Below are 23,863 nucleotides of genomic sequence, written 5' to 3'. Positions count from 1 at the left end.
AAGCATTCCTGAGTCTGGAATACTGGTCTATCTTAGGGGAGTCGGGCGAGTCAAGCTCTTTTGCCAGCGCTTCAAAAACGAATCGTGTCGGTATTATGCCTTGTACTGGCCCGACCCTGAGGCTCTAGAAGCAGCCGGTGCAGATGACTTTGAGCAATTGCATACCCTCCATTGGGGCATTGAATGTTTTCACCGGGCTGGGAAACAGTTGTGTGCTCTAAAACGCTTTCGGGTGCGCCTGAAGGAAGCCATTGACACCCATATCTTCTGCGCCCTACGGGCCTTTGTCGAGTTGGAGTTGCAAGTCTGGCACCAGCAGTTAGGCAATTGGTATGAGCTCCAACGTCATCTCTATCAGGACGTCGCTCGCCAGTTCATACTTCAAGCACCTCTGATGGGTAGGACCGCTTGAATCTTAGTTTTGTCGATTTTGTCAATGCGTAAGTCCTGACTCTTTCAAATGCCTGATCTAGTCCTTCAGGCACTTTGCCACCCCGGGAGCGAACAAAGCCTCGAATCGCATCTACCGCCCCTTTACGAATTTCGGCATCGAGCAGGTTGGTGCCGCTCATGCGAGTCCGGGCCGAAAACTCTACCGCTTCCGCTGTATTCTTATCGAAGGCAATCGTGGCTCCTTGCTGCTGGGCCAACCGCACAATGGATTTCCCTTCAGGGGTTGTATCGAAGATGCTGGCGGCCAGTGCCACAGACGCGACTTTCTCTAGGCTGTGACCGTTGAGAGGAATGAATTCTTCGGCTAAGCGGTTACCCAGGGTGATGGTTCCGGTTTTATCCAGCACTAGCGTATTGATATCACCACAGGCTTCGACTGCCCGTCCCGAAGTTGCCACGACGTTGAACTGGGCCACGCGATCCATCCCGGCAATACCGATAGCGCTTAGCAGGCCACCAATTGTGGTGGGAATCAGCGCCACCAACAGCGCAATCAAAATGGCGACGCTCACAGGACTGCTGATGTAGGCTGCTGGAGTCGGTAAGGTTGCCACCACGATTAAAAACACCAGGGTCAGCACCGCCAATAGCACGGTCAAGGCAATTTCGTTAGGGGTTTTGCTACGTTCAGCGCCTTCCACCAGGGCAATCATCCGGTCAATAAAGCCTTTACCAGGGTCAGCCGTCACCTGAATTGTCAGCTCATCCGAAATAATTTTGGTACCCCCCGTGACCGAGCTAGCAACATCTGAGCCTGCTTCCTTAAGGACTGGAGCAGACTCCCCAGTGATGGCTGATTCATCAACTGAGGCGACCCCATCCAATACTTCGCCGTCGGCAGGGATAATGTCGCCAGCGATAACCTGGATGCGATCGCCCTGCCTCAGACTCGTAGAATACACTTCCTTGACTGAGCCATCGGCCAAAACCTTGCGAGCTATCGTCTCTGACTTGGTAGAGCGCAGCGCAGCGGCCTGAGCCTTCCCTCGACCTTCAGCGACCGCTTCAGCAAAGTTGGCAAATACGATGGTGAAAAGCAAAATGATGGTGATCAGGCTATTAAACAGAACTGGGTTATCCGGTACGGGGCCAAATAGTCCAGGGTTGAAGGTCAGCAAAAGTGTGATGATCGTGCCGATCCAGACCACAAACAGGACGGGGTTTTTCCACATCACTTGTGGATCAAGCTTGAGAAAAGCTTCTTTGAAGGCCCGCTGGTAAAGACCGGACATATTTACCTGGGGCGAGTGTCGTCGCCCTTCACGCGGACTGCTAGATTGAGGACTTGGTTGCGTAGAACTGGTCATAGCTTTGATAGATAAAAGGACTCAGAACCAACAGGATTTAGCAAAGGAAGCTAGGGCTGGGAGCTAGAGGCCAGCCGTCACTTCGGCGGCGGCTTTTGCGATCGCAAAGCCTTCTGCAATCGGCCCTAACGCCAACACGGGCAGGAAAGTTAGCGCCCCCAGAATGAGGATGGTGCCTGCAGTCACACTCGTAAACAAAAAGCTGTCAGTGTAGAGAGTACCTGCCGTTTCTGGTACAGGCTGCTTCTGAGCCATACTGTCGGCCAGGTAAATCAAGGCAATGATGGGCACGTAGCGACCGACAATGAGGGAGAAGCTAGTGCTAAGGTTCCACCAGAGGGTGTTATCCCCTAGCCCTTCAAAGCCGGAACCGTTATTCGCTGCAGCGGAAGCATATTCATAAATCACCTGGGAAATGCCGTGAAAGCCAGGGTTGCTGATCCCGGCTAGGGCTGCCGGAAAAGCCAGAGTAATCGCTCCAGGAATCAAAATTGCGATCGGGTGAGCCAGCAGGATAATACTGGCCAAGACAATCTCTCGTTTCTCAACCTTGCGGCTGAAGAATTCGGGCGTGCGTCCTACCATCAAACCCGTCAGGAACACAGTTAAAATCAGAAAAACAAACAGGTAGGCGGTACCTGTCCCCTGACCTCCCCAGACAATTTGCAGAAACATATTTGCCAGGGTGGCAAAACCACCGGCAGGCATAAGGGAATCGTGCATTCCATTTACGGCGCCGCACATTGTTCCTGTGGTTGAAACGGCCCAAAGCGCCGTAAGGGCCCAGCCAAATCGCAATTCCTTGCCTTCCAAGTTGGGGGCCTGCTCTCCCAAGAGGCTGTTCACCAAGGGGTTGCCCTGAAACTCTCCTACGGCGGCAATCCCGACTAGAACGGCATAAAAGATAAATACCATGCCAAAGATGAGCCAGCCTTGGCGAGGTTTGCCAGCCATGATGCCATAGGTCAAGATTAGCCCTGCCGGAATCACCAGCATGATGATATTGGTCAACAGATTCGTAAAGTTGTTGGGATTCTCATAGGGGTGAGCAGAGTTGATGCCGAAGAAGCCCCCCCCGTTTTCGCCCAACTCTTTGATAATCTCGAAATGGGCTACCGGGCCGCGAGCAATATACTGAGTCGCGCCTTCGAGAGTTTGAGCAACTGCCGGACCCGCAAAGGTCTCTGGTACTCCGGCAATAAGGAGGGCGATCGCCCCTATGATTGAAATTGGCAGTAAAATCCTTGTGATTGACAAGGTCAGGTCAACATAAAAGTTACCCAACGCCTTTCCCGTCAGGCCGCGAATGAAAGCGATCGCGACGGCAATTCCTGTCGCGGCTGAGGTAAACATTAAAAAGCCCAGCGCCCCAACCTGCGAAAAGTAGCTGTAGGTTGTTTCGCCCGAATAATGCTGCTGATTTGTATTGGTCACAAACGAAATAGCGGTGTGCAGAGCTAAATCCCAACTGGGCGCCTCCAAGCTCGTCGGATTTAGCGGCAACGCCCCCTGCAGCATAAAGATGAGATACACCAAGATCCCCATCACTAAGTTACTGACCAGTACCGCTCTGACATATTGACCGCCCGTCATCGATGCCTGATTAGCAAAGCCCCCTGCAGACGATAAAAAACGCTCTAGAGAGACAGCGACGGGATCAAGAACCGTTCTCTGGCCCATAAAAATTCGGGCCATGTACCTTCCTAGAAAAGGCGCCACCGTCAACAAAATGGCGAGGGCAATAGCTAACTGAAAAAATCCCTGTGTCATAAGAAAGCTCCTAATTAACGAAATTAAAAAACTAGAATTAGAGCCACAAGTCAAGGCTGCTAATCAAGCTAAAACAACAGCCTTTAGCAACACTCATCTGCGGTATTTCTTGGCCTAGCCAGCAATGCTGCCGCCAATCCGCTGCAAGACCAGGCTGGAAACTCTCTGGAATCATCAGCAATTTAGCAAAATCAATATCTGCTAATTCTGATTAGCCTTTAAGGCCAAAGAATTAGAACTAACAGCATTACTATTTCGCTTTTCACAGGCATTTAGCAAGGTATAGAACCGCGTTTATACGGGATTTATATTGCCAGGATTAGATAAAAAGTTTGAAGGCGTTTAGATGCGTTTAGCCACAAGCATCAAATGCCTATATCATTTGATATAAATTCATCTATTGATTCAGCTCAGCGCCTAAAATGAACTGATAAACAATTTGAGTTCCTCACTATTTATTAACCCTTATTCAAGCTGCTTCTATGCCTCGATCTAGACCTATCTCCTATTTCGAACAGTTGATCCAGGCCCGTCATCGCATTCACTGGCTAATTGGGATCATTTTTGTTCTGGTGATTTTGCTGGAGTACAGCACGCCCCCGCCTTATGTTTTTGGTTATTTGTATGTCGGAGCAGTCCTAATTGCGAGTACTCAACTCAGCCGCCGAGCCACCATTTGGGTCACGACTGTTGCGATCGCTTGCACTGTACTGAACCTATTCATTCCGGGAGTCGCGACCGTGACGCCTGACACCATCGCCAATCGAGTCATTACCGTCCTGGCGCTAAGCGTGACAGGCTGGCTCGGCGATCGCCTGCAAGCGTACGAGCAGGCCATTACTCGGCAACGCTTGCAGCTTCAAGCCCAAGAACAACTCGCTCAAATGCGAGAAGACTTTGTCTCCACTTTGACCCATGATCTCAAAACCCCTATGTTGGGAGCACTGGAGACCTTACAAGCGCTGGGCCGTGAAAACTTTGGTCCGGTGTCCCTGGCCCAGCGCCGGGTTTTTGACGTGATGACCCGCAGTCATCAAAAGACGCTACAGCTGGTTGAAACGTTGATGGATGTTTATCGTAACGATGCTGAAGGGTTGAGGCTGCACTATCAACAAGTCGATCTGCTTATCCTGGCGGAGGAAGCCGTAGCTGATGTCGTTCCGCTAGCAACATCGCGTCAAATCCATCTGCGGGTGAGTGATGAAAATTCTGATTTTCGGCGCTCCTACTGGGTCAATGGCGATGCCTTCCAGCTCTCTCGGGTACTGGTCAATCTGCTGTCAAATGCCGTCAATCATTCCAGGCGAGGTAGTTCTGTACAAGTGATAATGGGATCTCACTATGGCTATTGTCAGGTGCAAGTCAGGGATGAAGGGCAGGGCATTCCCGCTGATGAGCTACCTCATTTATTTGCTCGCTTCTATCAGGGTCAGAGCGATCGCCAAGCTAAAGGTACAGGGTTAGGACTTTACCTGAGTCGTCAGATTGTGGAAGCTCACGGCGGTCAAATCTGGGCAGAGTCTTGCCCTAGTGGCGCAGTCTTTACGTTTCGCCTACCTGCCTGCGTCCCGGCATCATCTTTACCCACTATGAGCAAATCCACGGCATGACACTTCCCCTCAAGATTCTGTTGGTTGAAGACGACGAGCTGTTTCGGCTGGGGTTAGCCACACGACTACAGCAAGAATCAATGCTAGAAATTGCGGCTGAAGCCGAAGACGGGGAAACCGCCCTCGATTTAGTCAAGCAGCAGAAATTTGACATCGTGATCTTAGACGTGGGTTTACCGGGCATTGGTGGCGTGGAAACCTGTCGGCAAATCAAGCAGCAGCAGCCCCACTTGCCTATCCTAGTGCTAACTTCCCATTCCCAACCCACCCTGATTAACCGCCTCATTGAAGCTCAAGCCCACGGCTATTGTGTGAAAGGAGTGGCTGCTGAGTCCCTAATCCTGGCTATTCAGTCAGTTGCAGGGGGAGCCTCCTGGTGGGACGCTCAGGCCACAGAGCAAATTCGCGCTCAGTTTCAGCAGTCTATGGCTGAGGTCCCTCAGCTACCCCCAACTCAAGAGAATCCCCTGACCCACCGAGAACGCGAGATTTTAACGTTGATTGCCAGCGGCAAAAGTAATTCTGAAATTGCTGAATCTCTCTACATCGCAGCAGGCACTGTTCGCGTTCATGTTCATACCATTTTACAGAAGCTGGAAGTACGCGATCGCACCCAAGCCGTCGTCATCGCGCTGCGCAATGGGTTAATCGAAACTGAAGGTGTTGGCTAATTGATAAACATCCTCTAAAGCGTCTGCCTAGAGAATGGCCTAATGGAATTTATTTAGGCTGTAAAACATCAGAAATAAATCAACTTAAAGCTTTGGCGAAATATCGTCAATTTCGCCTGAAAGCTAGTCAGAAAGTCGCTTTAATAGCGTATGGACTGATGAAATTTATTCGCCAATATGTCAAAGCTAACTTTTTGGGGCAGCTAGCCAGCCTTTACGCCCTATTGATGACCGCTAACTCAGAAGGAAATTGAAAAGGGGTTTGCTGAATAGCGCAATGATTTTACGCTATTGCTTCGGCTTGAGAATTCAGTAAATTTGTACACTCAGTCTTGACGCTAAAATAGCCTCAAAAACCGCCAAAATTGCCAAAATTATTGTATCCAAGAGGGCTTTTACCTGAAATGCTTTACCGCAATTTTACCCGTTTTGCCGCTTGGGGAATCTTGGGAATAATGGCAGCCCTCTGTCTCTCTCTCAGCCGCGTTTTGCCGTCTGCGATCGCAGCAGACACCTCCTCTCTTCCCACCATGCCCCTTTCGACGCGCGGAGCGCAAATCATTGATGCTGCTGGCAAACCAGTTTTACTACAGGGTGTCAACTGGTTTGGTTTAGAAACAGAAACCCACGCGCCTCATGGGCTGTGGGCACGTGACTACAAAGACATGCTGGCTCAAATTAAAGGCTTGGGTTACAACTTTGTGCGCGTTCCCTTTTCGCTAGCGGCTTTGCGATCGCCAACGGTTAGCGGCATCGACTTTTCTATTGGGAGTAACGCTGAGTTAGCAGATAAAACACCCCTAGAAATTTTAGATGCCATTGTGGCTGAAGCGGAAAAACAGCAGCTTTTAATCCTTCTAGATAGCCATCAGCTCAATGAGCAGTTGATTCCAGAACTCTGGTATGACGACGAGTATAGCGAAGCTGACTGGATTGAGGCCTGGACGATGCTAGCTGAGCGCTATCGAAGCCAAAAAAATATTTTAGGAGCAGACTTAAAAAATGAGCCTCACGGCGAGGCTAGCTGGGGTACTGGCGATCGAGAAACCGACTGGCGACTGGCCGCAGAGCGAGCCGGAAATGCCATTTTAGCGGTCAATCCAGACTGGCTGATCTTGGTGCAGGGGGTAGAAAACAACGTGCCTGATCAGCAATTAGCCATTCATTGGCAGGGAGGCAATTTAGAAGGAGCGGCTGCCTACCCGGTAAGACTTTCCCTCCCCAATAAGCTAGTCTATTCCCCCCACGAATATGGAACAGGCGTCTTTGATCAGCCTTGGTTTTCAGAGCCAGAATTTCCTCAAAATTTGCGCGATCGCTGGGAAATTGGGTTTCACTATCTGGCGACTGAAAACATTGCTCCTATTCTAATTGGGGAGTTTGGCGGCAGACAGGTAGACTGTCAATCGACTGAGGGCATCTGGCAGCGAGAACTGGTTGACTACATCGCGGAAAACAATCTGAGCTATGCCTACTGGAGCTGGAATCCTAACAGTGCTGACACGGGTGGTCTACTCTTAGACGATTGGCAGCAGATTGATACTGAAAAGCAGGCGCTGTTGGCTCGAACTCAAATTCAACGTCGTTAAGCCGCTCTAGTCACCGCGATCGCTCAGATGCGACGGCTCCCTCCATTCAATGGCTCTGCGGGACTCCGTATGCTGAGGGGGCCAGCATACCAAACCCGGTAGAACCAACACAACGCTCCTGTGCCAGGCGTTGCTGAATCAAGAGATGAATCTTGGAGGCACTGGAACATCGTCAAACTTGAGGTAGTGAAGTAATAATCGGACAGAGTGAGCCAGCATGTCTACGGACTTCGAGTAACAAAGCGTTTTGCGATGCAGCCGAGCTAGATAGTGCCGCAATCGGGTGTTTTCGCCTTCCACTCGAGTCATGTAGGTCTTGCAGACAATCTGATCGCCATCAGGAATGACGGTTGGATAGACTGACCAGCCATCAGTGACGTAGAAATAGCAGTTCCAGCCAGCCACGATTTGCCAGAGTGGGGCAAAGGTTTCAGCACTATGGTCACCCAAGACCCACCCTAAAATCCCCTTTTTGAAGTGGTCAACAGCCGTCCACAGCCAAATTTTGTTTTTTTGAGCCTACAAAGGTTTCCAATTCGTCGAGTTCGCCGACCTCTGGGGTTGTTTGAGGGTCGTAAGCCTCTGGAAGGCGTTGGCCTACTTGCTTGACCCAGGTAATCACGGTCGTATGATGAACTCCTTTGACTCGCTCGATGGCCCTGAAGCCAGAACCGTTGAGATACATCTTGAGACATTCGCCTCTGACGTCATCTGAGTAGCCTCGGTGAGGTTCGTAGGTGTCGATGAACTGACGACCGCAGGCGACACAGATGTGATTTTGCTTACCTTTTCTCTTACCGTTCTTACGGATGTGAGTGGCTCCGCACTCTGGACATTGCATCGCAGATTACCTCTAATTCATCTTTTAATTATGCAACGCCCTGTGCCAATAGCATGGGGGCAATTTTCTTGGGTAACAGAAAGAAGGTAGCCGCTATTTTTGTTACCTAAGAAAAGTATTATTGCGCGGTATTTGCAACTGTTCCAGCAGATCAGGCCGCGATCGCCATCTCCCTGAGCGGCGGACTGAGGTGAGGGATCTACTCGTTTAACATTTTTAGGGTTAAAACTCAGCGTTTTGACGGCTTTGATAGGCGACTGGGCTAAAAATAAGCTATTTTCTGGAGGTATTGCCGCGCCTATCGCTATCCCTATGACCTGGCCTGCCCTGCTCGCCCCGCTTGCCCAGACGCCAACACCAACGCCCCCCGACGTTGAACTGCTGATCCAGCAGCTAGAGTTCATGAAGTGGATGAACACTGCCTTTTTAGCCTTTCTTGGTTTCCTAGGCGGCCTGCTGACCTGGTTCTTCAAAAGCAACCTAGAAGATGCTAGAGAAATGGCGCGCAAAATAGTGCATCAGGAGCTTACCAACCAGATTCAGCCGTTAATCAAAGCCGAGAGTAGCCAGATCCAGCGCACCCTGCGCATCGAGCAGATTATTAGCAACACCGTCGTCGATTACTACCTGCCTGCTGCATCAGAGCCGCCCCGCGAGTATCAGTTACTTAAAGGTCGCGGCTTTCTAGATCTGCGCTATTGGCAACAAAATCAGCTCCCCCAAGGACGCTTTGGCAGCGTGTTGGTGATTGATTTTGTCAATTCCGGCATCTTAGAGGTGCCCGGACTGCTTGATAATGACGACGCTGTCAGAAAAGCTGCCTACCAGCAGCGAGAACAAATTGTCAACAACACGGTTCATCAAGTGGTAGCGCTGAGAATCGGTAATCCTGTCTTAGTGCTCTATGTCCGCCCCGGCTCTGGACGCATTTGGGCAATCGATCAGCTCACCACCACCTTTCCTGAAGTTCAGTATTATTCCTCCGCCAATACGCCAGTAGCGCTGATGGGCGCAGTCGTGGATTCAGCCTATGTGGCCTATGGCGATCGCCTCTAAAGAAATCATTCCTAAACTCCCTAGCTCAGAGCTTGAGGCAGTCCCTCAGTTGAGGCAATCAGCCGAGTTTGAATACGAGGATTTTGACTGCTCCTGTCCCAGAGCCAAGCCAGCTATCAACACTTTACGGTAAAGACGATGTCCGCTCCCTCCCTTACGGCAGATTGTCAGTTTTGCTCCGTTGTCTCTAAGGCCAATGGCGAAGATCCGATTGGCAGCGCTAATTCCTGTCCGGGCTGGCTGGTGATGGAACTGCCTCTGCCTTGGACAAAAGAACGGTTTGATACCGATCCGCTATTGCAGCCAATTTATGACCTTTTGCAAACCCTGTTCGCTCAGGGGATTCAGGTGATACCGATGGCGATCGCCCCAGACCGAGAATATTCTACGCCGGGGCGATCGCGAGTGGTCTACTACCAGCGACCGGCTGCCGTCTTTGCCCAATTTGAACCGCAGGAATTTTCGCTACCGCCTGAGCAAATTGTCAGTTTAGTGAAGGCGCTATTGCTTGACCCCGCTGAGCTACCGCACTTCGATGCCTACCGCCGTCCGACTCAGTCCCAGCGAGAACTGATGGTCTGCACTCACGGCAATATCGACGTGGCCTGCGCCCGCTTTGGTCAGCCTATTTATCAACAACTGCGAGGCACATATGCCAGTATCAAAAGCCCAGGCGTAGCAGAAGTGGCGGCAGTCAATAGCGACTCTCTCCCTACCGACCCATCCATTTATCCACCTGCTCCTCTCAGAGTCTGGCGCTGTTCCCATTTTGGCGGTCACCAGTTTGCGCCCACGCTGGTTGATTTTCCCACCGGCCACGTTTGGGGACACCTAGAACCTGAAATTCTCGATGTTTTGGTACGACGCGATCGCCCGGTAACTGAACTGCGGCCTTTTTACCGAGGCTGGAGCGGCATGGGCAAGTTTGAGCAAATTGTCGAGCGGGAAATCTGGATGGCGCGCGGCTGGGACTGGCTGACATTTCAAAAATCAGGACAGGTCTTAGCGCAGGATAGTGACAATGAAACGCCTCACTGGGCCGAAGTCCAGATTGATTTTGAGTCGCCAGAGGGTCAAATTCAGGGCAGCTATGAGGCCAGGGTGGAAGCGAAAGGCGAAGTGATGACGGCTCGGAATTCAGGTGCAGCGCCTGTTCCCGTTATGCAGTACCAGGTTAGCTGGCTCAAGCAGCAGGGCTAAGCCATTCAGCTTAGCCTCAGCTCAAAAGCCGTTGTGATCTAGTCTTGCTTTAGTGAAAATCGGTTTTATTAAGCAATCCACAGATGCTGATGCTGACGCCTGACAATACCCAGTCCTTCAGCCTGATCAGTCACCGCAACGGGTCTGTGTGTAGAAAAAGCTGGGACTTGAGCCTGTCTATCCAACCGGACTAGCGGCAGCCACTCTGGAAACACCGGCTTCTGTGCCCAAAATTAGACTCATATCAAAGATTGAATCAGCTTATGCTTCATAGAAACTTGATTTATTGAAAACGTGTTGCATTAACTGCCAAAATTGACTATCTTAATCTTATTGACATTGATTAGGAATAAAGAATATTTAGGTGTAGTGGTGTATTAGGTGTATTAAAAGCCTCAAAACCCCCTTTTATAAGGTTTTCAGGTACGTTTGAGGTTTAGAGTAAAAGCTGCTGCTAGGTTGTCTATCTAGTTTCAGTTCAGAAATATTCTCAGTAACACTTGCTTTTCGTATTTAATCAAGGCAGATATTTGGACTTAACTTCAATGGATGCAACAGAAATCGACTCGGTGACGACCCTCGAAATTGATCCCATCGAGCGTTGGAACGTGTTTAAACGTCTGCAGGAACTATCAATTCCCTGTCAATGTACCTGGGGACAGCCATTGCGGGTAAGAATTAAGACGGCTACAGCCGCTATCCAGGTCTGGAGCGTTATTCAGCAGTTCACATCCACCTCCGCTAGCTCAACAGCTCATTTAGAACGCTGTTGGAGGAAGCCTGCTAAACGATGAAACAGCTCTGCGAAACCACCCTCCCCCTAGCTGCTAAAAACGAACGTCCTCAAGGTCAGATACTCAAAGGCAAGTTTGCGGAAGTCTTGCGTTCAGACAAAGGCAAATTGAAGGGACTAGTGCTGCAGACAGGCGACCAAGTCTGCAGAATTGAACTGCCAAAATATTTAAGACCTATGCTAGTGCGGGAGCTGATGCCCGGCGCTTTCATTCAGGTTTGGGCCTATCCGGAAGCTGGCATTTGGCGCGCCATTAATATTTTGCCGCTGCCAGATACGGAAATATCCAAGCTCGATATGTCCAAGCTGCAGCAGGGCAGCCCAGATTTACAGACGCAGTCGCGTTTGGATACCGCTGACAAAAACTATGTGTGTATTCAGGTGTGTACTAAAGGCAAATGCTACAAGCAGGGCAGCAGTCGTCTCTGGCAAAGTCTAGAAGCAGAAGTCGCGGCCAATCCTGAGCTGCAGCACGTTGCTATTGAGTCGGTTGGCTGTTTGAAAGCCTGTAAGTCTGGGCCGAATCTACGAATTTTACCGACAGGGCGGCTAGTCAGTCACGCCAGCCCAAGCCTAGCTCTATCCCTTTTATCTCAAAACTAATCATGTCTAGCGGATTCGATGCCCAGCGGTTTGATCACTGGCTATTGATTTTGACTTTTGTTAGTTTATCAAGCTGGATTATTTGGAAAGTCTATTTTGAACAATAAGCGTACTGCTGACCGATAGAAATAAAAACCAAATTATGGACTTATTGCCCCAAATTATTGAAATTGTTCATTCATCAAAAATTCCGCATCCTCCTCTCAAGGATACGGAATTGAAGACAAAGCAACTTAAGACCAAACTTACCAGTTCAGCTTGAGACTGTCTCGTGTCAGGAAGTGATCGAGGTGATAGGCACGTTCCTCAGTTTTCAACAAAATTTGCTCGTACAGATATCGAGTGGCGCGATCGCCCAAGCTCTCTGCCTGTCCAGCTAGACGTCTCAGCATTTCAATAATAGACTGCTCCGCCTTGAGATCATGCTCTACCATCAGTCGACAGCGATAAATATCATCCGGCTCTTGCTCAAAGCAGCAGAGTTCTGCCAGCTTGCCAAAGCTACCAGTCGGAATGCCACCCAGACCGTGCAGCCGCTCACCAATTTCGTGAGCATGCTCTTGAACAGCTTCGTAGCTTTCCGAGAAGTACTGGTGCAGCATGTAGTATTCAGAACCTTCAACAACAAAATGGTGCTTTTGATACTGCAGGTAAAGGCCCATGAAACTGGCATAGGCGGCACCCAGACCTTCCACAATCGGTTCTGTGACCGATCGTTCCAGCAGCACGGAGTTATCAGCTACCTCACCATAGGTTTGCAAAAGAGTTTCAGTAACAGGCATGATTTTCCTTTCCAACGATGTCAAATACAGGGTGCTCTAATTTATGAACCCATTTGATCACAGTATCGCTCTTTTTAGTTTTTGACCACAGATTAAGTGAACTAATAATTCAAAAGTTAGGCAGTTCCTGAAGATCTTTCCTTCGTACTGAAAACGATCCGCAATAGCCTATCTAACCTGTACTGAAACCGTTTTTCAATAACTCTCTCAGCGGCTATCAAAATAATGGCAACTAGCGAACCTGAATCACATATCGCTCAGCATTCTGAAACTCTAAGATCCCTACTTAATCAAGAAGGCTTTCGTTTTACCGACCAGCGCAAAAAGATATTGGAGGTTTTTAAAAATGCTCCGGTTGGTCACCATCTGAGCGCAGAAGAAATCTATCAGCGGCTTTCTGACCAGGGCAAAAACATTAGTATCTCCACAGTCTATAGAGCAGTACATCTCATGGTAAATTTGAACCTCTTAAGAGAGTTAGGCTTAGCTGAAGACAAAAAGTATTATGAGCTGAGTGCTCCTTTTATGCACCAGCATCACCATTTGGTCTGCGTACAGTGCGGCACGGTTCAAGAATTTGAGGAAGATTTGATTACGACAGTGAGTATTAACGAAGCCGAAGAGCGTGGCTTTGCCATATCGAACTGTCAGTTTACAGTGTTTGCCCTGTGCCCAACCTGTCAAAGGCTGCACTACGAAGATAATTAATTCTAGGCGATCGCAAATTTCACTATTGCGCTTTTTCAGGTTTAGGTTCGCTTTTGTCGTGCCTATTTAGCTAGATGTTCTCCTCTCAGCAACCCTTGTCCAATGGACAAGGGGTTTTTCTTGGCAGGCTCAGTCAATCTGCCTGAAAACGCTTGACCAGAGAAAAGACTGCCCCGTTACTGTCATAGCTCACTTGACTAAACCGACTTGGATAAAACTAAATAGCTAGTTGAGATAATTTTTTAGCTAGAATGCGATTCACTATCAAGTAGTAATCCAAGTCAGGCTGACTATTCACGGTCTTTAAATTTCTGAAAGCATTTATTCTTAGGGTATTTACCTAGCCTTGTAGCTAAAAAGCAGATATAGTGGTGAGCTTATTGCGATTATTTCCTTTTTGTTAGGTTGCCTATCTATATAAATTGCTAAGAATTTTTCTCTTTTTTGTCAGATATTGAACACGATAATTTATTGAAATCCGGGCAATCGCAGGCTTTTTATTGATATTGAATATCATTAGTAATAAGATTATAAAGTCATAAACTCTACAATCTCCTGGTTGCAAAATGAAACGAAGCAAATCCATTGAGCTATTTTTGGCTGCTGGTCTGGCTGCTACCCTCACGGCTTGTGGTGGCGATACGTCAACTACAGAAGATCCCGTTACTGAAGAGGCTCCCACAGTTGAGGAAACCGCTGAACCTGCTGGCAGCAGCGAAGGCGGCGAAGGCGGCGAAGGCGGCGAAACCAGCTACAACGACACCTTTGAAGATCAAGTCAGCGGCCAGGAGCTTGTGAGTGCTCTGCAAGACGGCGGGCATGTCATTTTCTTCAGACACGCGCAGACAGAGAAAGACTATGCCGACCAGGTTACTGCCGATGTCAATGACTGCTCCACCCAGCGCAACCTGAGCGAAGCCGGTTGGGAAGATGCTAAGGCGATTGGGACAGCTTTTGAGGAACTTTCAATCCCAGTCGGAGAAGTTTATTCCAGCGAGTATTGCCGCGCTTGGCAAACCGCTGATATTGCCTTTGATCGCTACGAGAAGGTGGCCGGACTCAACTTTGCCCCGGCTGAGGAATACACTGATGAGCAGATGGAGCAAATGAAGGCTGGAATTATGCCGCTGCTGACTGAGGTGCCTGAGTCGGGAACTAACACGGTGATCGTGGGGCACGACGATGTGTTTGACTCAGCAACGGGCATCTATCCAGAACCTCAGGGTGTTGCCTACGTGCTCAGGCCAAGCGGTCAGGACGACTTTGAAATCTTGGCAAATGTGCTACCCGACGAGTGGGCACAACTGACTCAGCAGTAGTCACGCTGGATTTGACACCGATTACGCCTTACTCGCAACTGATTACATAGCTAAGGCCAGTAACTTTTGAGTTACTGGCTTTTTATAATCAAGTAGCCCTACTGTTGTGCGGACGCTTTATCCAGCACGATATAGAGACGGACTGAAAGCAGGTAGAACCGGAAAATCAGCTCTGATTTGATTCAGGGTTTTCCAGTAGATTACCTGATGATGACGTGACCACTTCAGCTTGTTTTCGTTCTCTAGCTGCTTCAGCGATCGCGTCACCGTCACCCGACTACTGCCAATAGATTCAGCAATTTCTTGGTGAGTAATGGTTAGCCTCAGATGTAGCCCATCGGGAGCCCGCTGACCAAACTGATCGGCTAGCCAACAGAGAAACTGTATTAAGCGGCGCTCGACTCCGCGAGCGTGCAGAATGCGCATCAGTTCGCTCTGCTGTCGTACGTAGTTTAAAAGGGTCGTATTCGGAATAGGCGACATGGGATTGAGAACTTCTGCCTCAGTCGTCGCTAGGCACTGAATCTCGAAAGGTTCCATTCGCGTCAGAGCGAACCCGACTAAGCTGCCCGCGCCCCAAAAACCCAGGGGGACTACACAGCCTTCTTCATCCCAGGTGAGAGTACGCACCAGCCCTGAGCGAATTTGCCACAGATAACAGGCATTCGCTGGCATAAGCTCATGCCGTGTAAAGGACACAATAGAATCTGGTGTTAGCCAATTTGTTTGAATCACCATGCTGTGAAACCTGTAAGTGTCAGTGGGCTATTGGGAAAATCAAGATTGTCGCTGTAGGGCGCTAGCACTCTTAGCGGCCTGAATCGTAGAGGACAATGACATTATTGATAAGTCTTCGTAGCTGCTTAAACGTCCGCAGGCTGATTTACAACCAGGTGCGGGTCTGATCGGCGCCGTTGCCGGTTCATAGTCGCGGCAGTGAATAGCTTGCTCGGTCAGGGCAATACAGGGATTAACCGCACACTTGAGACGATAGTCACCCGTGAAGTAAGCACAGCGGCTACAGGGTACCTGGTGTAGGCGTTTGAGATAGTGCACACCTGTTTTAGCAGTGCGCCAGGCGCTCCAGACAAACACGCTCAGGACAATGGCAATGCCAACAAAATAGAGGGCTGTTGTGATCCAGCCGATAATGGAAGGCAAAAGAATCATGACTATCAGCTCATGAGAGTTGTTTTTGCTTTGGCAGGCAGGCTTTGCCAGAAGTCTGCCATCACGGCTGCGGTCTGCTGCGGATATTCGTGATGAAAGAAATGCCGACCTTCAGGGCAGCTCCACAGGCGATCGCCTGGTTTGAGCCAAGCCTGCCACCGCGACTGCATATTGGGGTCGATGATGACATCGTGACTGCCGTGGCAAACCAGCAAAGCAGGCTCAATGCCACCGGGCACTAAGACACTGTTACTTGCTAGAGAATGGGGCGCTAAGCTGCAGTCGAGATCACGGGTCAGGATTCTAGTCAGCGCAATCGCCTGTTTATGAGTCTGCGCCCCGAATAAAAGCCGCGCTATCTGACCCAAGACGACACCCCGGCTACAGGGCAAAAGCTGTCGCAGCGCGTAGTAATGAGAGTGCCAGCTAATGGCTGGATTGGCCCCTACTGAAATCAGCGTGAGCGACTTTACCCGGTGAGGATACTGCCGCGCATAGAGCAGTCCTACTAAACCACTGATGCCGTGTCCCATCAGGTGCAACGGGCGATCGCACTGTTTGACATAATCGTGCAGCAGCGTTGTTGCGGTAGTCAAACAACAGGGCTCGTCTTCAGTTTGATCATATTCCCAGCACCGAACCGTAGCTGTCTGAGTTAGCTGACCGAGCAGCCGCTGATCGAATCGTCTGAGGTGGGGACTAACGGTCAACCATAAAGTATTAGGAATCTTCGACATAAACTTGGCAAAAATGAACTTTCATGAGGAAAGCCGAGGGAGAATAACGCAGGAGGTAGGCGTGGCGCTATTCACCCCCCGGCAGCTTCTGGCAACCTGCAGACGTGAGCTTAGAGCCCCATTTCTTGCTTAATCTGGCTCGTCCAAGCCTGAATGCGATCGCTCGTTTTTTCCGGTTCGTTGTCTTCATCAAGGGCTAGGCCGCAAAATTTATCATCCCGCATAGCCCGTGACTCGTTGAAGTCGTAGCCATCGGCAGACCAATAGCCAACAGTCTTACCGCCTAAGCCACTGATCTTTTCCTCCAAAATGCCCACAGCGTCCATAAAGTTGTCGGCGTAGCCCACCTGATCGCCAGTGCCAAAGTACGCCACCTGCTTACCGCTGAAGTCAACGCCGTCTAGTTCATCTAAAACGCCTTCCCAATCATCTTGCAGTTCTCCAATATTCCAGGTAGGACTGCCAATAATTAACTGCTGATAGGCTGCTAAGTCCTCGACCGCGACATCGGCAATGTCAAACACTTCCACCACTGAGTTACCGCCCAAAGCCGCTTGAATCTGCTCAGCGACATCGGCTGTTTTCCCCGTTGTTGAACCGTAGAATAGACCTACTTTTGTCATATTTGCTCCTTAAAGCGACTAACCCAACAAATCTGCGCTGTAGCGATATGAGCGATTGTGGTAACGCAGCTCCGTCAGGACAGGCTCTTCTATGACAGGCATGGCTTGCCGGCAGTCCAGGCAAAACCAGTGCAGCCCTGAGCGATTGACCTGTCGAACTAAATGACTGCGACAGCATGGACACACAGGCATAGGCACCTCCTGACTTAACTCATATTCAAACGCAGGTTATTGAGAATTGAATTCAATAATTCTGAGTTTCACTATACAGCATCTAGCCGCTATTGAGAACAAATTTCAACAGCATTATTACAGATTTTTCAGCTATTCGCTCAAAAAGTGCTGCAGAACAAGGCTTCTAAGTCTCTATTGACTTTAGAAAAACTAAAAATAATTCTGAATAAGCATGTTTATGCAGCTAATCGCTAAGCTGCTTGTTGATTTGTATTCTTATTTAGAGCGATCGCCATAAAAAGCAGCCTGGAGCTAAGTGCTTCAGGCTGACGCTCAATATTCAGTCGGGTCCCCGTCAATCAATCCTCTGCTCAGGACTAAGCAGGTGCGATCGAGCGCTGACAGGTCGGGCAAATAGCGTGAATCAAAAGCTGACAATCGAGCAGATGATAGCCCGACTCCTTAGCCGTTTTGACGCCTGCTTTCAGCACGGCGTCGTTTTTAAATTCAACGGTCTTATTGCAGCGGACACAGATCAGATGATGGTGATGATAAGGAGCCGGCTGATTGATTTCGTAGCGTTTTTGGCCCTCGCTCAGTTCTAGCTCTCGCAAGATACCCATGCGAGCCATCAGTTTGAGGTTGCGGTAGGCAGTAGACAAACTCACCCGCTCATCTTGCTGGTCTAACAGCTCGCAAACTTCTTCGGCACTGAGATGCTCGCCTTTAGGCAAGTTTTGAAAAACCGTCAGCAGCGTCTCACGCTGGGGCGTCATGCGGCATCCCCGCTCGTGCAGTTCTGCCTTCATCGCAGAGGGTGTGTAGGCAACCATGACTTTAATATTTAGTTATTTTCAATAGAGAATACTTGTTGACAATACTAGCGAATTTTAGGGTACAGTTGCAACAAGAATTCCTTGTTGAGAATTAGAGTCAGGTATTAGCCGTTAGATTTTACAGGTTGAACTGGGCTAGAAAGTCTCTGGCCTAACTGTCTTTATTGGGAGACAGCAGCGGTTGGCGACTGACTAACACTACAGCCGTTGGCGCTGCGTCAGGCTAACCGTGCCCTAGGTGAGGGAAAGTCCCACAATTCCTAGCAGAGCCGCTACCAGCAGCATCCCAGCTAGCCAAATCCGCCTGGATGACTGTACCGTCGTAGGCGATCGCCCTGCTCGCTGCGCCACGGTCTGGGTTACGGCTCGCCTGCGTCGGCAGAGCCGGACTCAGTGGCAATGCCAAGCTGTACCCCTTCGAGCGATCGCAGTACGTCCATCACCTCAATTACCTGGCCGTGATAGACCTGCTCATCCGCCTGCACGGTCACTAGAGCCGACTGGCCGGGCTGCAACTGCTCGTCGATGGTGGACCTCAGGGCACTGACGCGAATGGGTTCCTGATTCAAGAACATATCCCCGGAAGCCTCTATGGTGACTGTAAAGTCTGCCTGCTGCTGGGTTTCTGAAGTTTCAGCATTGGGCAGATTGACCGGCAACCCCTCGGCCCGGGTGAGAAATAGAGTCGATAAAATAAAGAAGGCCAAAATGGCGAAGATGACGTCAATCATCGGCACAATGTTAATTGACAGTTCCTCTTCCGGTTCGTTATCAATGACGCGCATACGCTGCATCTCCTTATTTCAAAACTTCGTAATACTACTCGTAGAGAATCTCTAGCTGAGCGCTCAGCAATTAGAGCGATCGCCGCGATGGAAAACAGCAGCGGCCCATAACGACACCGCCAGCGACGAATATTTTACTTAGAGACCTGTTTAGCAATCAGTCCTTTCATTACAGCCCCATCGAATACGAGAAGTGCTGTCTTCTCAAATGATTACTGAATGGCAGCGTAAATCTAAATGAGAATCGATGTCAAGTAATTTGGTGTCGTGTTGAACACCTGGGCAGAAATTAGCCGTGAGTCTATGGAGAAGCGTCAATCGGGCTACACTGCCATGAGTAGCAGGGCCGCGATCGCGGCAAGTGCGGCACTGAGCGAGAAGGGCACAGCGGCGCCGCCCTGGGTGTAGAGCCAGCCTGCTATCAGACTGGCGGGCAAGGCAGCCAGCCCAGTAATCAGGTAAAACGTACCCGTTTCGGCCCCTCGCTTTTGAGGATGGACTAGATCAGCGACAAACGCCTTTTGAATCCCTCGGGTCAGGGTAGAGTACAGACCATACAGCATAAACAAAGGCCAGATCAGGGCTGCCTCGGACACAATGGCAAAGCCTAAGTAGACCAGGGCAAAGACGAGGTAGCCACTGACTAATAGAGGCCGTCGTCCGACTCGATCTGACAGGTTGCCTACGGCGAAGCCCAAAGACACTTCAACCAGGTTGAACACAGCGTAGAGTAAGAGCACCTGGTTCGCCGCAAAGCCCACATCTTGGGCGCGCAACAGCAAAAAGGCATCTGACGAGTTGCCCAAGCCAAATAGGCCAACCACGAGCAGAAAACGACGATAGGCGGGCGACAGATCCTGCAGGGCAAACTGGGGCCGCGATCGCTGGCTTTGATCGGGCGATCGCGGTTCCTTGACCAGAAACAGCAGCACCAGCACCCCGAGACAGGCGGGAATAAAGGCGATCGCAAACACGCCCCGATAGTTTTCTGGAAACTGCCAAAGGAAGCAAAAACCGGCCAGCGGCCCCACAATTTCACCGACTGTCTCTAAGCTATGGTGCAGACCAAACGCCCGCCCCCGGCGATCGGGTCGGCAGTTTTCCGCAATCAGAGCATCTCTAGGAGCAGCCCGCAGTCCTTTCCCTAGCCGATCTACCAGTCGGGCACCCAAGACGTGTCCCCACACCATCGCAACCGCTAGCAATAGCTTTGAGAGCGCTCCCAATCCATAGCCGATTCCCGCAAACGGCTTGCGCTGCCCTGCTTGATCAGACAGCCAGCCTGAATACAGCTTCAGAACGCTAGCAGTGCTTTCGGCAATGCCCTCAACCACGCCGACTGTCCAGGCTGGCGCTCCCAGCACTGTGGTTAGAAAAAGCGGCGTGACGGGATACACCATCTTACTGGCGCAATCGCTCAGGAGGCTGACTAAGCCCAACGCTGATACGGTACGGTTGAGACCTGGCATTTTGCTCTCGCGCTAGTATCTAGTCTGTCCTAAACTGCTTCGTCTGTTGTTGACAGAGGGCTCGACCTGAGAGCTATCTGTTTGCAATCGTTTGACTTATCGGCAGACACAGCGGCGTCTGCGAGACTGGATCAAGAATGATGCGGCTCTGCAACGCAAACACCTGCTGCACCATCTCCGCCGTCACAACCTCGGCGGGCAGTCCCTGAGCCTTAATCTGTCCGTCTCGCAGCGCAATCAGATGGTGGCTGTAGCGGCAGGCCATGTTTAAGTCGTGCAGCACCATGATGATGGTGCGGCCTGCGGAGCGATTGAGATGGTAGAGCAGATCTAGCACTTCAATCTGATGGGCCAGGTCTAGATAGGTCGTAGGCTCATCGAGCAGCAAAATTTCGGTATCTTGGGCCAGGGTCATGGCGATCCAGGCTCGCTGCCGCTGACCGCCAGAGAGGGTATCGAGGGGACGGTTGGCAAACTCGTGCAGGTGAGTGGTAGCGATCGCTTCTTCTACTTTCAGCTCGTCTTCCTTTGACCACTGCTGGAGCCAGTTTTGGTGCGGATAACGACCCTGAGCCACCAGTTCCCGTACCGTCAATCCTTCTGGGGCAGCGGGACTTTGAGGCAAAATACCGAGCCGCTTCGCCAATTCTTTCGTCGGCAGGTGGGCGATCGCCTCCCCTTCTAAGTAAACTGTCCCTCCTTTGGGTTTTAGTAGGCGGGCCATACCCCTGAGCAAAGTAGACTTACCACAGCCATTTGGCCCCACCAGCGTTGTAATCTGACCCTGGGGAATTGCCAAATCTAGCTCCCGAATGATGACTTTGCTGTCATAGGCCAGAGTGAGCCTGCGAGCAGTGAGGGCGATTTGAGTGGCGGTATCAAGCATCATGGTAGGTGAGTGGAAGCGAGTCTGAGAGCAGCACGGGCAGGATGGAATCAGCGAGCGGGGTGAGATACGCTGGTTTTTAACTGTAGTCCCGCAGCATTTTCTTAATCTCTAGGTTGTGCATCTCTTCCTGACCAATTTTGGTACGGACATATTCTTCTAAATAGATGCTGGCATCTTCGACAACACCTAAAAGCTGCTTATACATACTCAGAGCTTTTTGCTCGTGGTTGAGGCTCTCCTGTAGCAGGTCGGTGACAGCGTGCCGGTTGGTCTCCTCAATTAGAGCAATTCGCTGGCTGGGGTGCCCTTCCAGGCCGGTGATGATTTCTCCGGCTTCTTGAGCATGAAGCAGAGACTCGCTAGCCTGAGCTTTAAAGAAATCAACGATGGGAATGCGGTTGGGGCCAGTCACCATCAAGGAGTAGTGGGTATAGCGCACCACACCCGCTAGCTCAAACTCCATAATCTGATTGAGAAGCTCGATTGTGCTTTGAGTATTGAGATCTTGCATGAACTTGTTCGGTCAACCTGTAGACTTTGCTTTGCCGATGTTGCTGTTGGGAGTCTTTATCAATAGACGCCTGAAATCATCTTAAAAGATAACGGTCAGAACCATGACCGTCTCAGGCAGGGCGCGAATTGCTTGATGGGTTAAACGCTTGGGAAAAACAGGCCAACATCCGCTTGAGTCTCAAAGCCTTAGCAGTCACCTGTAGCCAAAGTAGCTCACTACAGAGCTTCTGAAACCGCGACAAAACCAAAGAGCAGAAACAGCATGCCGCCAATGCCGGTCAGCCAGCGCTCTGAGAGCCGCCCCGCCATCAGCTTGCCGCACACCACGGCGATCGCGGCGCAGATAGCATGGCCCAGAGTCGCTCCTAAGGCAACTCCCACCGGATGATGAGCCGCTGCTAGGGTGATGGTGGCAAACTGAGTGCGATCGCCCCATTCGGCCACGAAGGTAAGGGTAAAGGCTTTGAGCAAAATGGCTTGGGCCAGTCCAAACCGTTTAGAGATAGGCGCTTGCTGCTGGATGGCCGCACAGGCAGCGGCCTGCTCATCCTCTAAGCCGCCAGCCTCCATCACAGCGGCCTCATACAGCAGCTTGACCCCGAAGCTGATAAATAAGATAACGGCGGCCCACTTTACATAGTGAGCGGGGATGAGGGCAACTATCTGGCCCATCAGCACCGACAGCACCGTCATCACAAACAGAGCCGTCGTCACGCCGGCAAAAACCCAGCGGCGAGGATAGCGTATCGCTAATAGCGCTCCAATGAAAAAAGTTTTATCCCCTAGCTCAGATAGGGTAATTAGCAGTAATCCAGCGGTAAATCCAGTTAGTAGGCTCATGCGTTTGCCAAAAGTAATGGCTAAGTGGGCATGACGAGCCTTTGAGCAGACTTCACCAAGCCCACTCAACTGTGGACTCAGTGAAGGTCTCGCTCACAAACGATTAAGACTTAATGCTTGCTGCCTAAACCAGGTTTGTCACCAGTATGTTGATTTAGGCATTGGGATAGATGTCCCGCAGCTACTCCCCTTCAACTCGCTTCAGAATATCACAGTATTTTCGGCAAAACTTGACCAAAATTCGGCCGTTTTCCCAATCTCCAGGCGCGAATTGAGAGGCAGAACCTGAATCAATCATAAAGCGATCGCCCTAAATCAAGAATGCCGTCTTGAGGAATAACGCTCTCGACTCGTGATTCAGATTCCTGGCGTTTGAGAATATTGTAGAGATTAATAGTCATGCTTGGCTGACCAATCGGTTGGGGATTGGGGGGTGTCGGTAAGGGATTTGAGCACGTCCCAACCAGGGCCAAAAGTTTGGAAGCAAAGTTACCCTATTCATTCCGCGCTAGCTGTTGCGATACAGCAGCCAAAGAAAGTACGGGGCGCCAATGATAGCCGTAATCACGCCGCAGGGCAGCTCAATCGGGGCAAACAGCAGACGACCCACCAAATCAGCTAGCTCCACAATGCAGGCTCCCATCAGGGCTGCAACGGGAAGTAATCCGGCATGAGACGGCCCCACTAGATGCCGTGACAAGTGCGGAGCCATCAGACCGACAAAGCCAACCGCACCGGCAGTGGCAACGGAGGCTCCCGCCAGCGCCACCGTGCAGATCAAGAGCAGGCTGCGAGTCCACTCCACCCGGCTACCCAGTCCCTGAGCCAGATTGTCACCCAGGGTCAGAGTGTCTAGATCTCGCGCCAGCACCAGCGATAAGGGGATAAAAACAATTAGCCACGGGACTAGAGGCCAGAGGTGTTCCCAGCTGCGGCCATAGACGCTGCCCGCAAGCCACACCAGCGCCTGACTGACATCGTAAATATTGCCAAACGTAACCATGAGGCTGGTGAACGCCCCAGTGAGGGAAGTCAAGCCCACTCCGACCAAGATGAGACGAACCGGAGAGCTGCCTTGGTTCCAGGCCAGGAGATAAATGGCGATCGCCGCTCCTAGTCCTCCCA

General features: G+C 50.6%; 23 protein-coding genes and 2 pseudogenes. 10 read left to right on the top strand and 15 right to left on the bottom strand.

The genetic code is table 11. The features are described from left to right. Positions 1 to 412 (top strand): annotated as a pseudogene (locus QJQ48_RS19895) (IS701 family transposase); the annotation flags it as partial. Positions 413 to 449: 37 nt separating this feature from the next. On the opposite strand, the pseudogene kdpB reads toward QJQ48_RS19895, so the two are convergent. Both kdpB and kdpA read right to left on the bottom strand, forming a co-directional pair. Next, positions 450 to 1,760 (bottom strand): annotated as a pseudogene (kdpB, locus tag QJQ48_RS19890) (potassium-transporting ATPase subunit KdpB); the annotation flags it as partial. A 63-nt stretch (positions 1,761 to 1,823) separates the two neighbouring features. Next, positions 1,824 to 3,530 carry a potassium-transporting ATPase subunit KdpA gene (gene kdpA, locus QJQ48_RS19885; RefSeq protein ID WP_346292999.1) on the bottom strand — a complete coding sequence of 569 codons (1,707 nt, stop codon included), beginning with the start codon at positions 3,528 to 3,530 and terminating at the stop codon, positions 1,824 to 1,826. 482 nt (positions 3,531 to 4,012) lie between these two features. On the opposite strand from kdpA, the gene QJQ48_RS19880 reads away from it, so the two are divergent. From QJQ48_RS19880 to QJQ48_RS19870, 3 genes are all read left to right on the top strand, one after another. Beyond that, entirely contained in the window at positions 4,013 to 5,140 is a 1,128-nt protein-coding gene (locus QJQ48_RS19880; protein WP_346292998.1) for a sensor histidine kinase, read from the top strand. Further along, on the top strand, positions 5,137 to 5,811 hold the full coding sequence (locus QJQ48_RS19875) for a response regulator transcription factor (RefSeq protein ID WP_346292997.1): 675 nt from the start codon (positions 5,137 to 5,139) through the stop codon (positions 5,809 to 5,811). The genes QJQ48_RS19880 and QJQ48_RS19875 overlap by 4 nt, the downstream gene beginning before the upstream one ends. A gap of 404 nt (positions 5,812 to 6,215) precedes the next feature. After that, the gene (locus tag QJQ48_RS19870) at positions 6,216 to 7,400 is read left to right on the top strand and encodes a glycoside hydrolase family 5 protein (RefSeq protein WP_346292996.1); all 1,185 of its coding nucleotides are present in this window, start codon (positions 6,216 to 6,218) and stop codon (positions 7,398 to 7,400) included. Between the two features lie 138 nt (positions 7,401 to 7,538). Here the strand turns inward: QJQ48_RS19870 and QJQ48_RS19865 are convergent. Next, positions 7,539 to 8,241 (bottom strand): IS1 family transposase gene (locus QJQ48_RS19865; protein WP_346292995.1). Its coding sequence is split into 2 segments (ribosomal slippage): positions 7,539 to 7,911 and positions 7,910 to 8,241, totalling 705 coding nucleotides; the frame shifts between segments, so codons are not numbered across the junction. Between the two features lie 312 nt (positions 8,242 to 8,553). Between QJQ48_RS19865 and QJQ48_RS19860 the strand changes: the two genes are divergently transcribed. The 4 genes from QJQ48_RS19860 to QJQ48_RS19845 all read left to right on the top strand — a co-directional run bounded on the left by QJQ48_RS19860 (position 8,554) and on the right by QJQ48_RS19845 (position 11,893). Further along, positions 8,554 to 9,297: a hypothetical protein gene (locus QJQ48_RS19860; RefSeq protein WP_346292994.1), complete on the top strand. Its 744-nt coding sequence runs from the start codon at positions 8,554 to 8,556 to the stop codon at positions 9,295 to 9,297. A gap of 138 nt (positions 9,298 to 9,435) precedes the next feature. Next, the gene (locus QJQ48_RS19855; protein ID WP_346292993.1) at positions 9,436 to 10,497 is read left to right on the top strand and encodes a ferredoxin family protein; all 1,062 of its coding nucleotides are present in this window, start codon (positions 9,436 to 9,438) and stop codon (positions 10,495 to 10,497) included. Between the two features lie 545 nt (positions 10,498 to 11,042). After that, positions 11,043 to 11,291: an Asr1405/Asl0597 family protein gene (locus QJQ48_RS19850; RefSeq protein WP_346292992.1), complete on the top strand. Its 249-nt coding sequence runs from the start codon at positions 11,043 to 11,045 to the stop codon at positions 11,289 to 11,291. Then, the gene (locus tag QJQ48_RS19845; protein ID WP_346292991.1) at positions 11,288 to 11,893 is read left to right on the top strand and encodes a (2Fe-2S) ferredoxin domain-containing protein; all 606 of its coding nucleotides are present in this window, start codon (positions 11,288 to 11,290) and stop codon (positions 11,891 to 11,893) included. Before QJQ48_RS19850 ends, QJQ48_RS19845 begins: the two co-directional genes overlap by 4 nt. Positions 11,894 to 12,138: 245 nt before the next feature. On the opposite strand, the gene dpsA is transcribed toward QJQ48_RS19845, so the two are convergent. Beyond that, entirely contained in the window at positions 12,139 to 12,675 is a 537-nt protein-coding gene (gene dpsA, locus QJQ48_RS19840) for a DNA starvation/stress protection protein DpsA (protein ID WP_346292990.1), read from the bottom strand. Positions 12,676 to 12,900: 225 nt separating this feature from the next. On the opposite strand from dpsA, the gene QJQ48_RS19835 reads away from it, so the two are divergent. Beyond that, complete coding sequence (locus QJQ48_RS19835; RefSeq protein WP_346292989.1) at positions 12,901 to 13,383, top strand: Fur family transcriptional regulator; 483 nt, start codon at positions 12,901 to 12,903, stop codon at positions 13,381 to 13,383. 566 nt (positions 13,384 to 13,949) lie between these two features. Then, positions 13,950 to 14,702, top strand: a complete 753-nt coding sequence (locus tag QJQ48_RS19830) for a histidine phosphatase family protein (RefSeq protein WP_346292988.1) — start codon at positions 13,950 to 13,952, stop codon at positions 14,700 to 14,702. A 117-nt stretch (positions 14,703 to 14,819) separates the two neighbouring features. On the opposite strand, the gene QJQ48_RS19825 is transcribed toward QJQ48_RS19830, so the two are convergent. The 11 genes from QJQ48_RS19825 to QJQ48_RS19775 all read right to left on the bottom strand — a co-directional run. Then, the gene (locus QJQ48_RS19825) at positions 14,820 to 15,377 is read right to left on the bottom strand and encodes a Crp/Fnr family transcriptional regulator (protein ID WP_346292987.1); all 558 of its coding nucleotides are present in this window, start codon (positions 15,375 to 15,377) and stop codon (positions 14,820 to 14,822) included. 102 nt (positions 15,378 to 15,479) lie between these two features. Next, entirely contained in the window at positions 15,480 to 15,872 is a 393-nt protein-coding gene (locus QJQ48_RS19820; protein WP_346292986.1) for a hypothetical protein, read from the bottom strand. 5 nt (positions 15,873 to 15,877) lie between these two features. Next, on the bottom strand, positions 15,878 to 16,609 hold the full coding sequence (locus QJQ48_RS19815) for an alpha/beta fold hydrolase (RefSeq protein ID WP_346292985.1): 732 nt from the start codon (positions 16,607 to 16,609) through the stop codon (positions 15,878 to 15,880). 110 nt (positions 16,610 to 16,719) lie between these two features. Beyond that, entirely contained in the window at positions 16,720 to 17,232 is a 513-nt protein-coding gene (gene fldA / locus QJQ48_RS19810) for a flavodoxin FldA (protein ID WP_346292984.1), read from the bottom strand. A gap of 551 nt (positions 17,233 to 17,783) precedes the next feature. Beyond that, entirely contained in the window at positions 17,784 to 18,239 is a 456-nt protein-coding gene (locus tag QJQ48_RS19805; RefSeq protein WP_346292983.1) for a Fur family transcriptional regulator, read from the bottom strand. A 362-nt stretch (positions 18,240 to 18,601) separates the two neighbouring features. After that, positions 18,602 to 19,027, bottom strand: coding sequence for an ExbD/TolR family protein (locus QJQ48_RS19800; RefSeq protein WP_346292982.1), 426 nt, complete (start codon positions 19,025 to 19,027; stop codon positions 18,602 to 18,604). A 323-nt stretch (positions 19,028 to 19,350) separates the two neighbouring features. After that, positions 19,351 to 20,496, bottom strand: a complete 1,146-nt coding sequence (locus tag QJQ48_RS19795; RefSeq protein WP_346292981.1) for an MFS transporter — start codon at positions 20,494 to 20,496, stop codon at positions 19,351 to 19,353. A gap of 73 nt (positions 20,497 to 20,569) precedes the next feature. Beyond that, positions 20,570 to 21,382: an ABC transporter ATP-binding protein gene (locus tag QJQ48_RS19790; protein WP_346293062.1), complete on the bottom strand. Its 813-nt coding sequence runs from the start codon at positions 21,380 to 21,382 to the stop codon at positions 20,570 to 20,572. 79 nt (positions 21,383 to 21,461) lie between these two features. After that, positions 21,462 to 21,896: a ferritin-like domain-containing protein gene (locus QJQ48_RS19785; protein ID WP_346292980.1), complete on the bottom strand. Its 435-nt coding sequence runs from the start codon at positions 21,894 to 21,896 to the stop codon at positions 21,462 to 21,464. A 218-nt stretch (positions 21,897 to 22,114) separates the two neighbouring features. Beyond that, positions 22,115 to 22,738 (bottom strand): TMEM165/GDT1 family protein, encoded by a 624-nt coding sequence (locus tag QJQ48_RS19780; protein WP_346292979.1) that lies wholly within the window; start codon positions 22,736 to 22,738, stop codon positions 22,115 to 22,117. A 508-nt stretch (positions 22,739 to 23,246) separates the two neighbouring features. Further along, positions 23,247 to 23,863: FecCD family ABC transporter permease (locus QJQ48_RS19775; protein ID WP_346292978.1), on the bottom strand; the 617-nt coding region annotated here is incomplete at its 5' end.

The sequence above is a fragment of the Sphaerothrix gracilis Ecp01 genome (assembly GCF_030405905.1).
Taxonomy (GTDB): Bacteria; Cyanobacteriota; Cyanobacteriia; order Phormidesmidales; family Phormidesmidaceae; genus Sphaerothrix; species Sphaerothrix gracilis.
This window is presented reverse-complemented; position numbering and strand designations above follow the sequence as displayed.

Coding starts and splice junctions, on each gene's coding strand:
- QJQ48_RS19780 (WP_346292979.1), bottom strand. CDS start 22,738: ATGAGCCTACTAACTGGATTTACCGCTGGATTACTGCTAATTACCCTA.
- QJQ48_RS19830 (WP_346292988.1), top strand. CDS start 13,950: ATGAAACGAAGCAAATCCATTGAGCTATTTTTGGCTGCTGGTCTGGCT.
- QJQ48_RS19805 (WP_346292983.1), bottom strand. CDS start 18,239: ATGGTTGCCTACACACCCTCTGCGATGAAGGCAGAACTGCACGAGCGG.
- QJQ48_RS19855 (WP_346292993.1), top strand. CDS start 9,436: ATGTCCGCTCCCTCCCTTACGGCAGATTGTCAGTTTTGCTCCGTTGTC.
- QJQ48_RS19815 (WP_346292985.1), bottom strand. CDS start 16,609: ATGTCGAAGATTCCTAATACTTTATGGTTGACCGTTAGTCCCCACCTC.
- QJQ48_RS19800 (WP_346292982.1), bottom strand. CDS start 19,027: ATGCGCGTCATTGATAACGAACCGGAAGAGGAACTGTCAATTAACATT.
- QJQ48_RS19875 (WP_346292997.1), top strand. CDS start 5,137: ATGACACTTCCCCTCAAGATTCTGTTGGTTGAAGACGACGAGCTGTTT.
- QJQ48_RS19825 (WP_346292987.1), bottom strand. CDS start 15,377: ATGCCAGCGAATGCCTGTTATCTGTGGCAAATTCGCTCAGGGCTGGTG.
- fldA (WP_346292984.1), bottom strand. CDS start 17,232: ATGACAAAAGTAGGTCTATTCTACGGTTCAACAACGGGGAAAACAGCC.
- QJQ48_RS19785 (WP_346292980.1), bottom strand. CDS start 21,896: ATGCAAGATCTCAATACTCAAAGCACAATCGAGCTTCTCAATCAGATT.
- QJQ48_RS19795 (WP_346292981.1), bottom strand. CDS start 20,496: ATGCCAGGTCTCAACCGTACCGTATCAGCGTTGGGCTTAGTCAGCCTC.
- QJQ48_RS19880 (WP_346292998.1), top strand. CDS start 4,013: ATGCCTCGATCTAGACCTATCTCCTATTTCGAACAGTTGATCCAGGCC.
- QJQ48_RS19870 (WP_346292996.1), top strand. CDS start 6,216: ATGCTTTACCGCAATTTTACCCGTTTTGCCGCTTGGGGAATCTTGGGA.
- QJQ48_RS19845 (WP_346292991.1), top strand. CDS start 11,288: ATGAAACAGCTCTGCGAAACCACCCTCCCCCTAGCTGCTAAAAACGAA.
- QJQ48_RS19860 (WP_346292994.1), top strand. CDS start 8,554: ATGACCTGGCCTGCCCTGCTCGCCCCGCTTGCCCAGACGCCAACACCA.
- QJQ48_RS19790 (WP_346293062.1), bottom strand. CDS start 21,382: ATGCTTGATACCGCCACTCAAATCGCCCTCACTGCTCGCAGGCTCACT.
- QJQ48_RS19820 (WP_346292986.1), bottom strand. CDS start 15,872: ATGATTCTTTTGCCTTCCATTATCGGCTGGATCACAACAGCCCTCTAT.
- QJQ48_RS19850 (WP_346292992.1), top strand. CDS start 11,043: ATGGATGCAACAGAAATCGACTCGGTGACGACCCTCGAAATTGATCCC.
- dpsA (WP_346292990.1), bottom strand. CDS start 12,675: ATGCCTGTTACTGAAACTCTTTTGCAAACCTATGGTGAGGTAGCTGAT.
- QJQ48_RS19835 (WP_346292989.1), top strand. CDS start 12,901: ATGGCAACTAGCGAACCTGAATCACATATCGCTCAGCATTCTGAAACT.
- kdpA (WP_346292999.1), bottom strand. CDS start 3,530: ATGACACAGGGATTTTTTCAGTTAGCTATTGCCCTCGCCATTTTGTTG.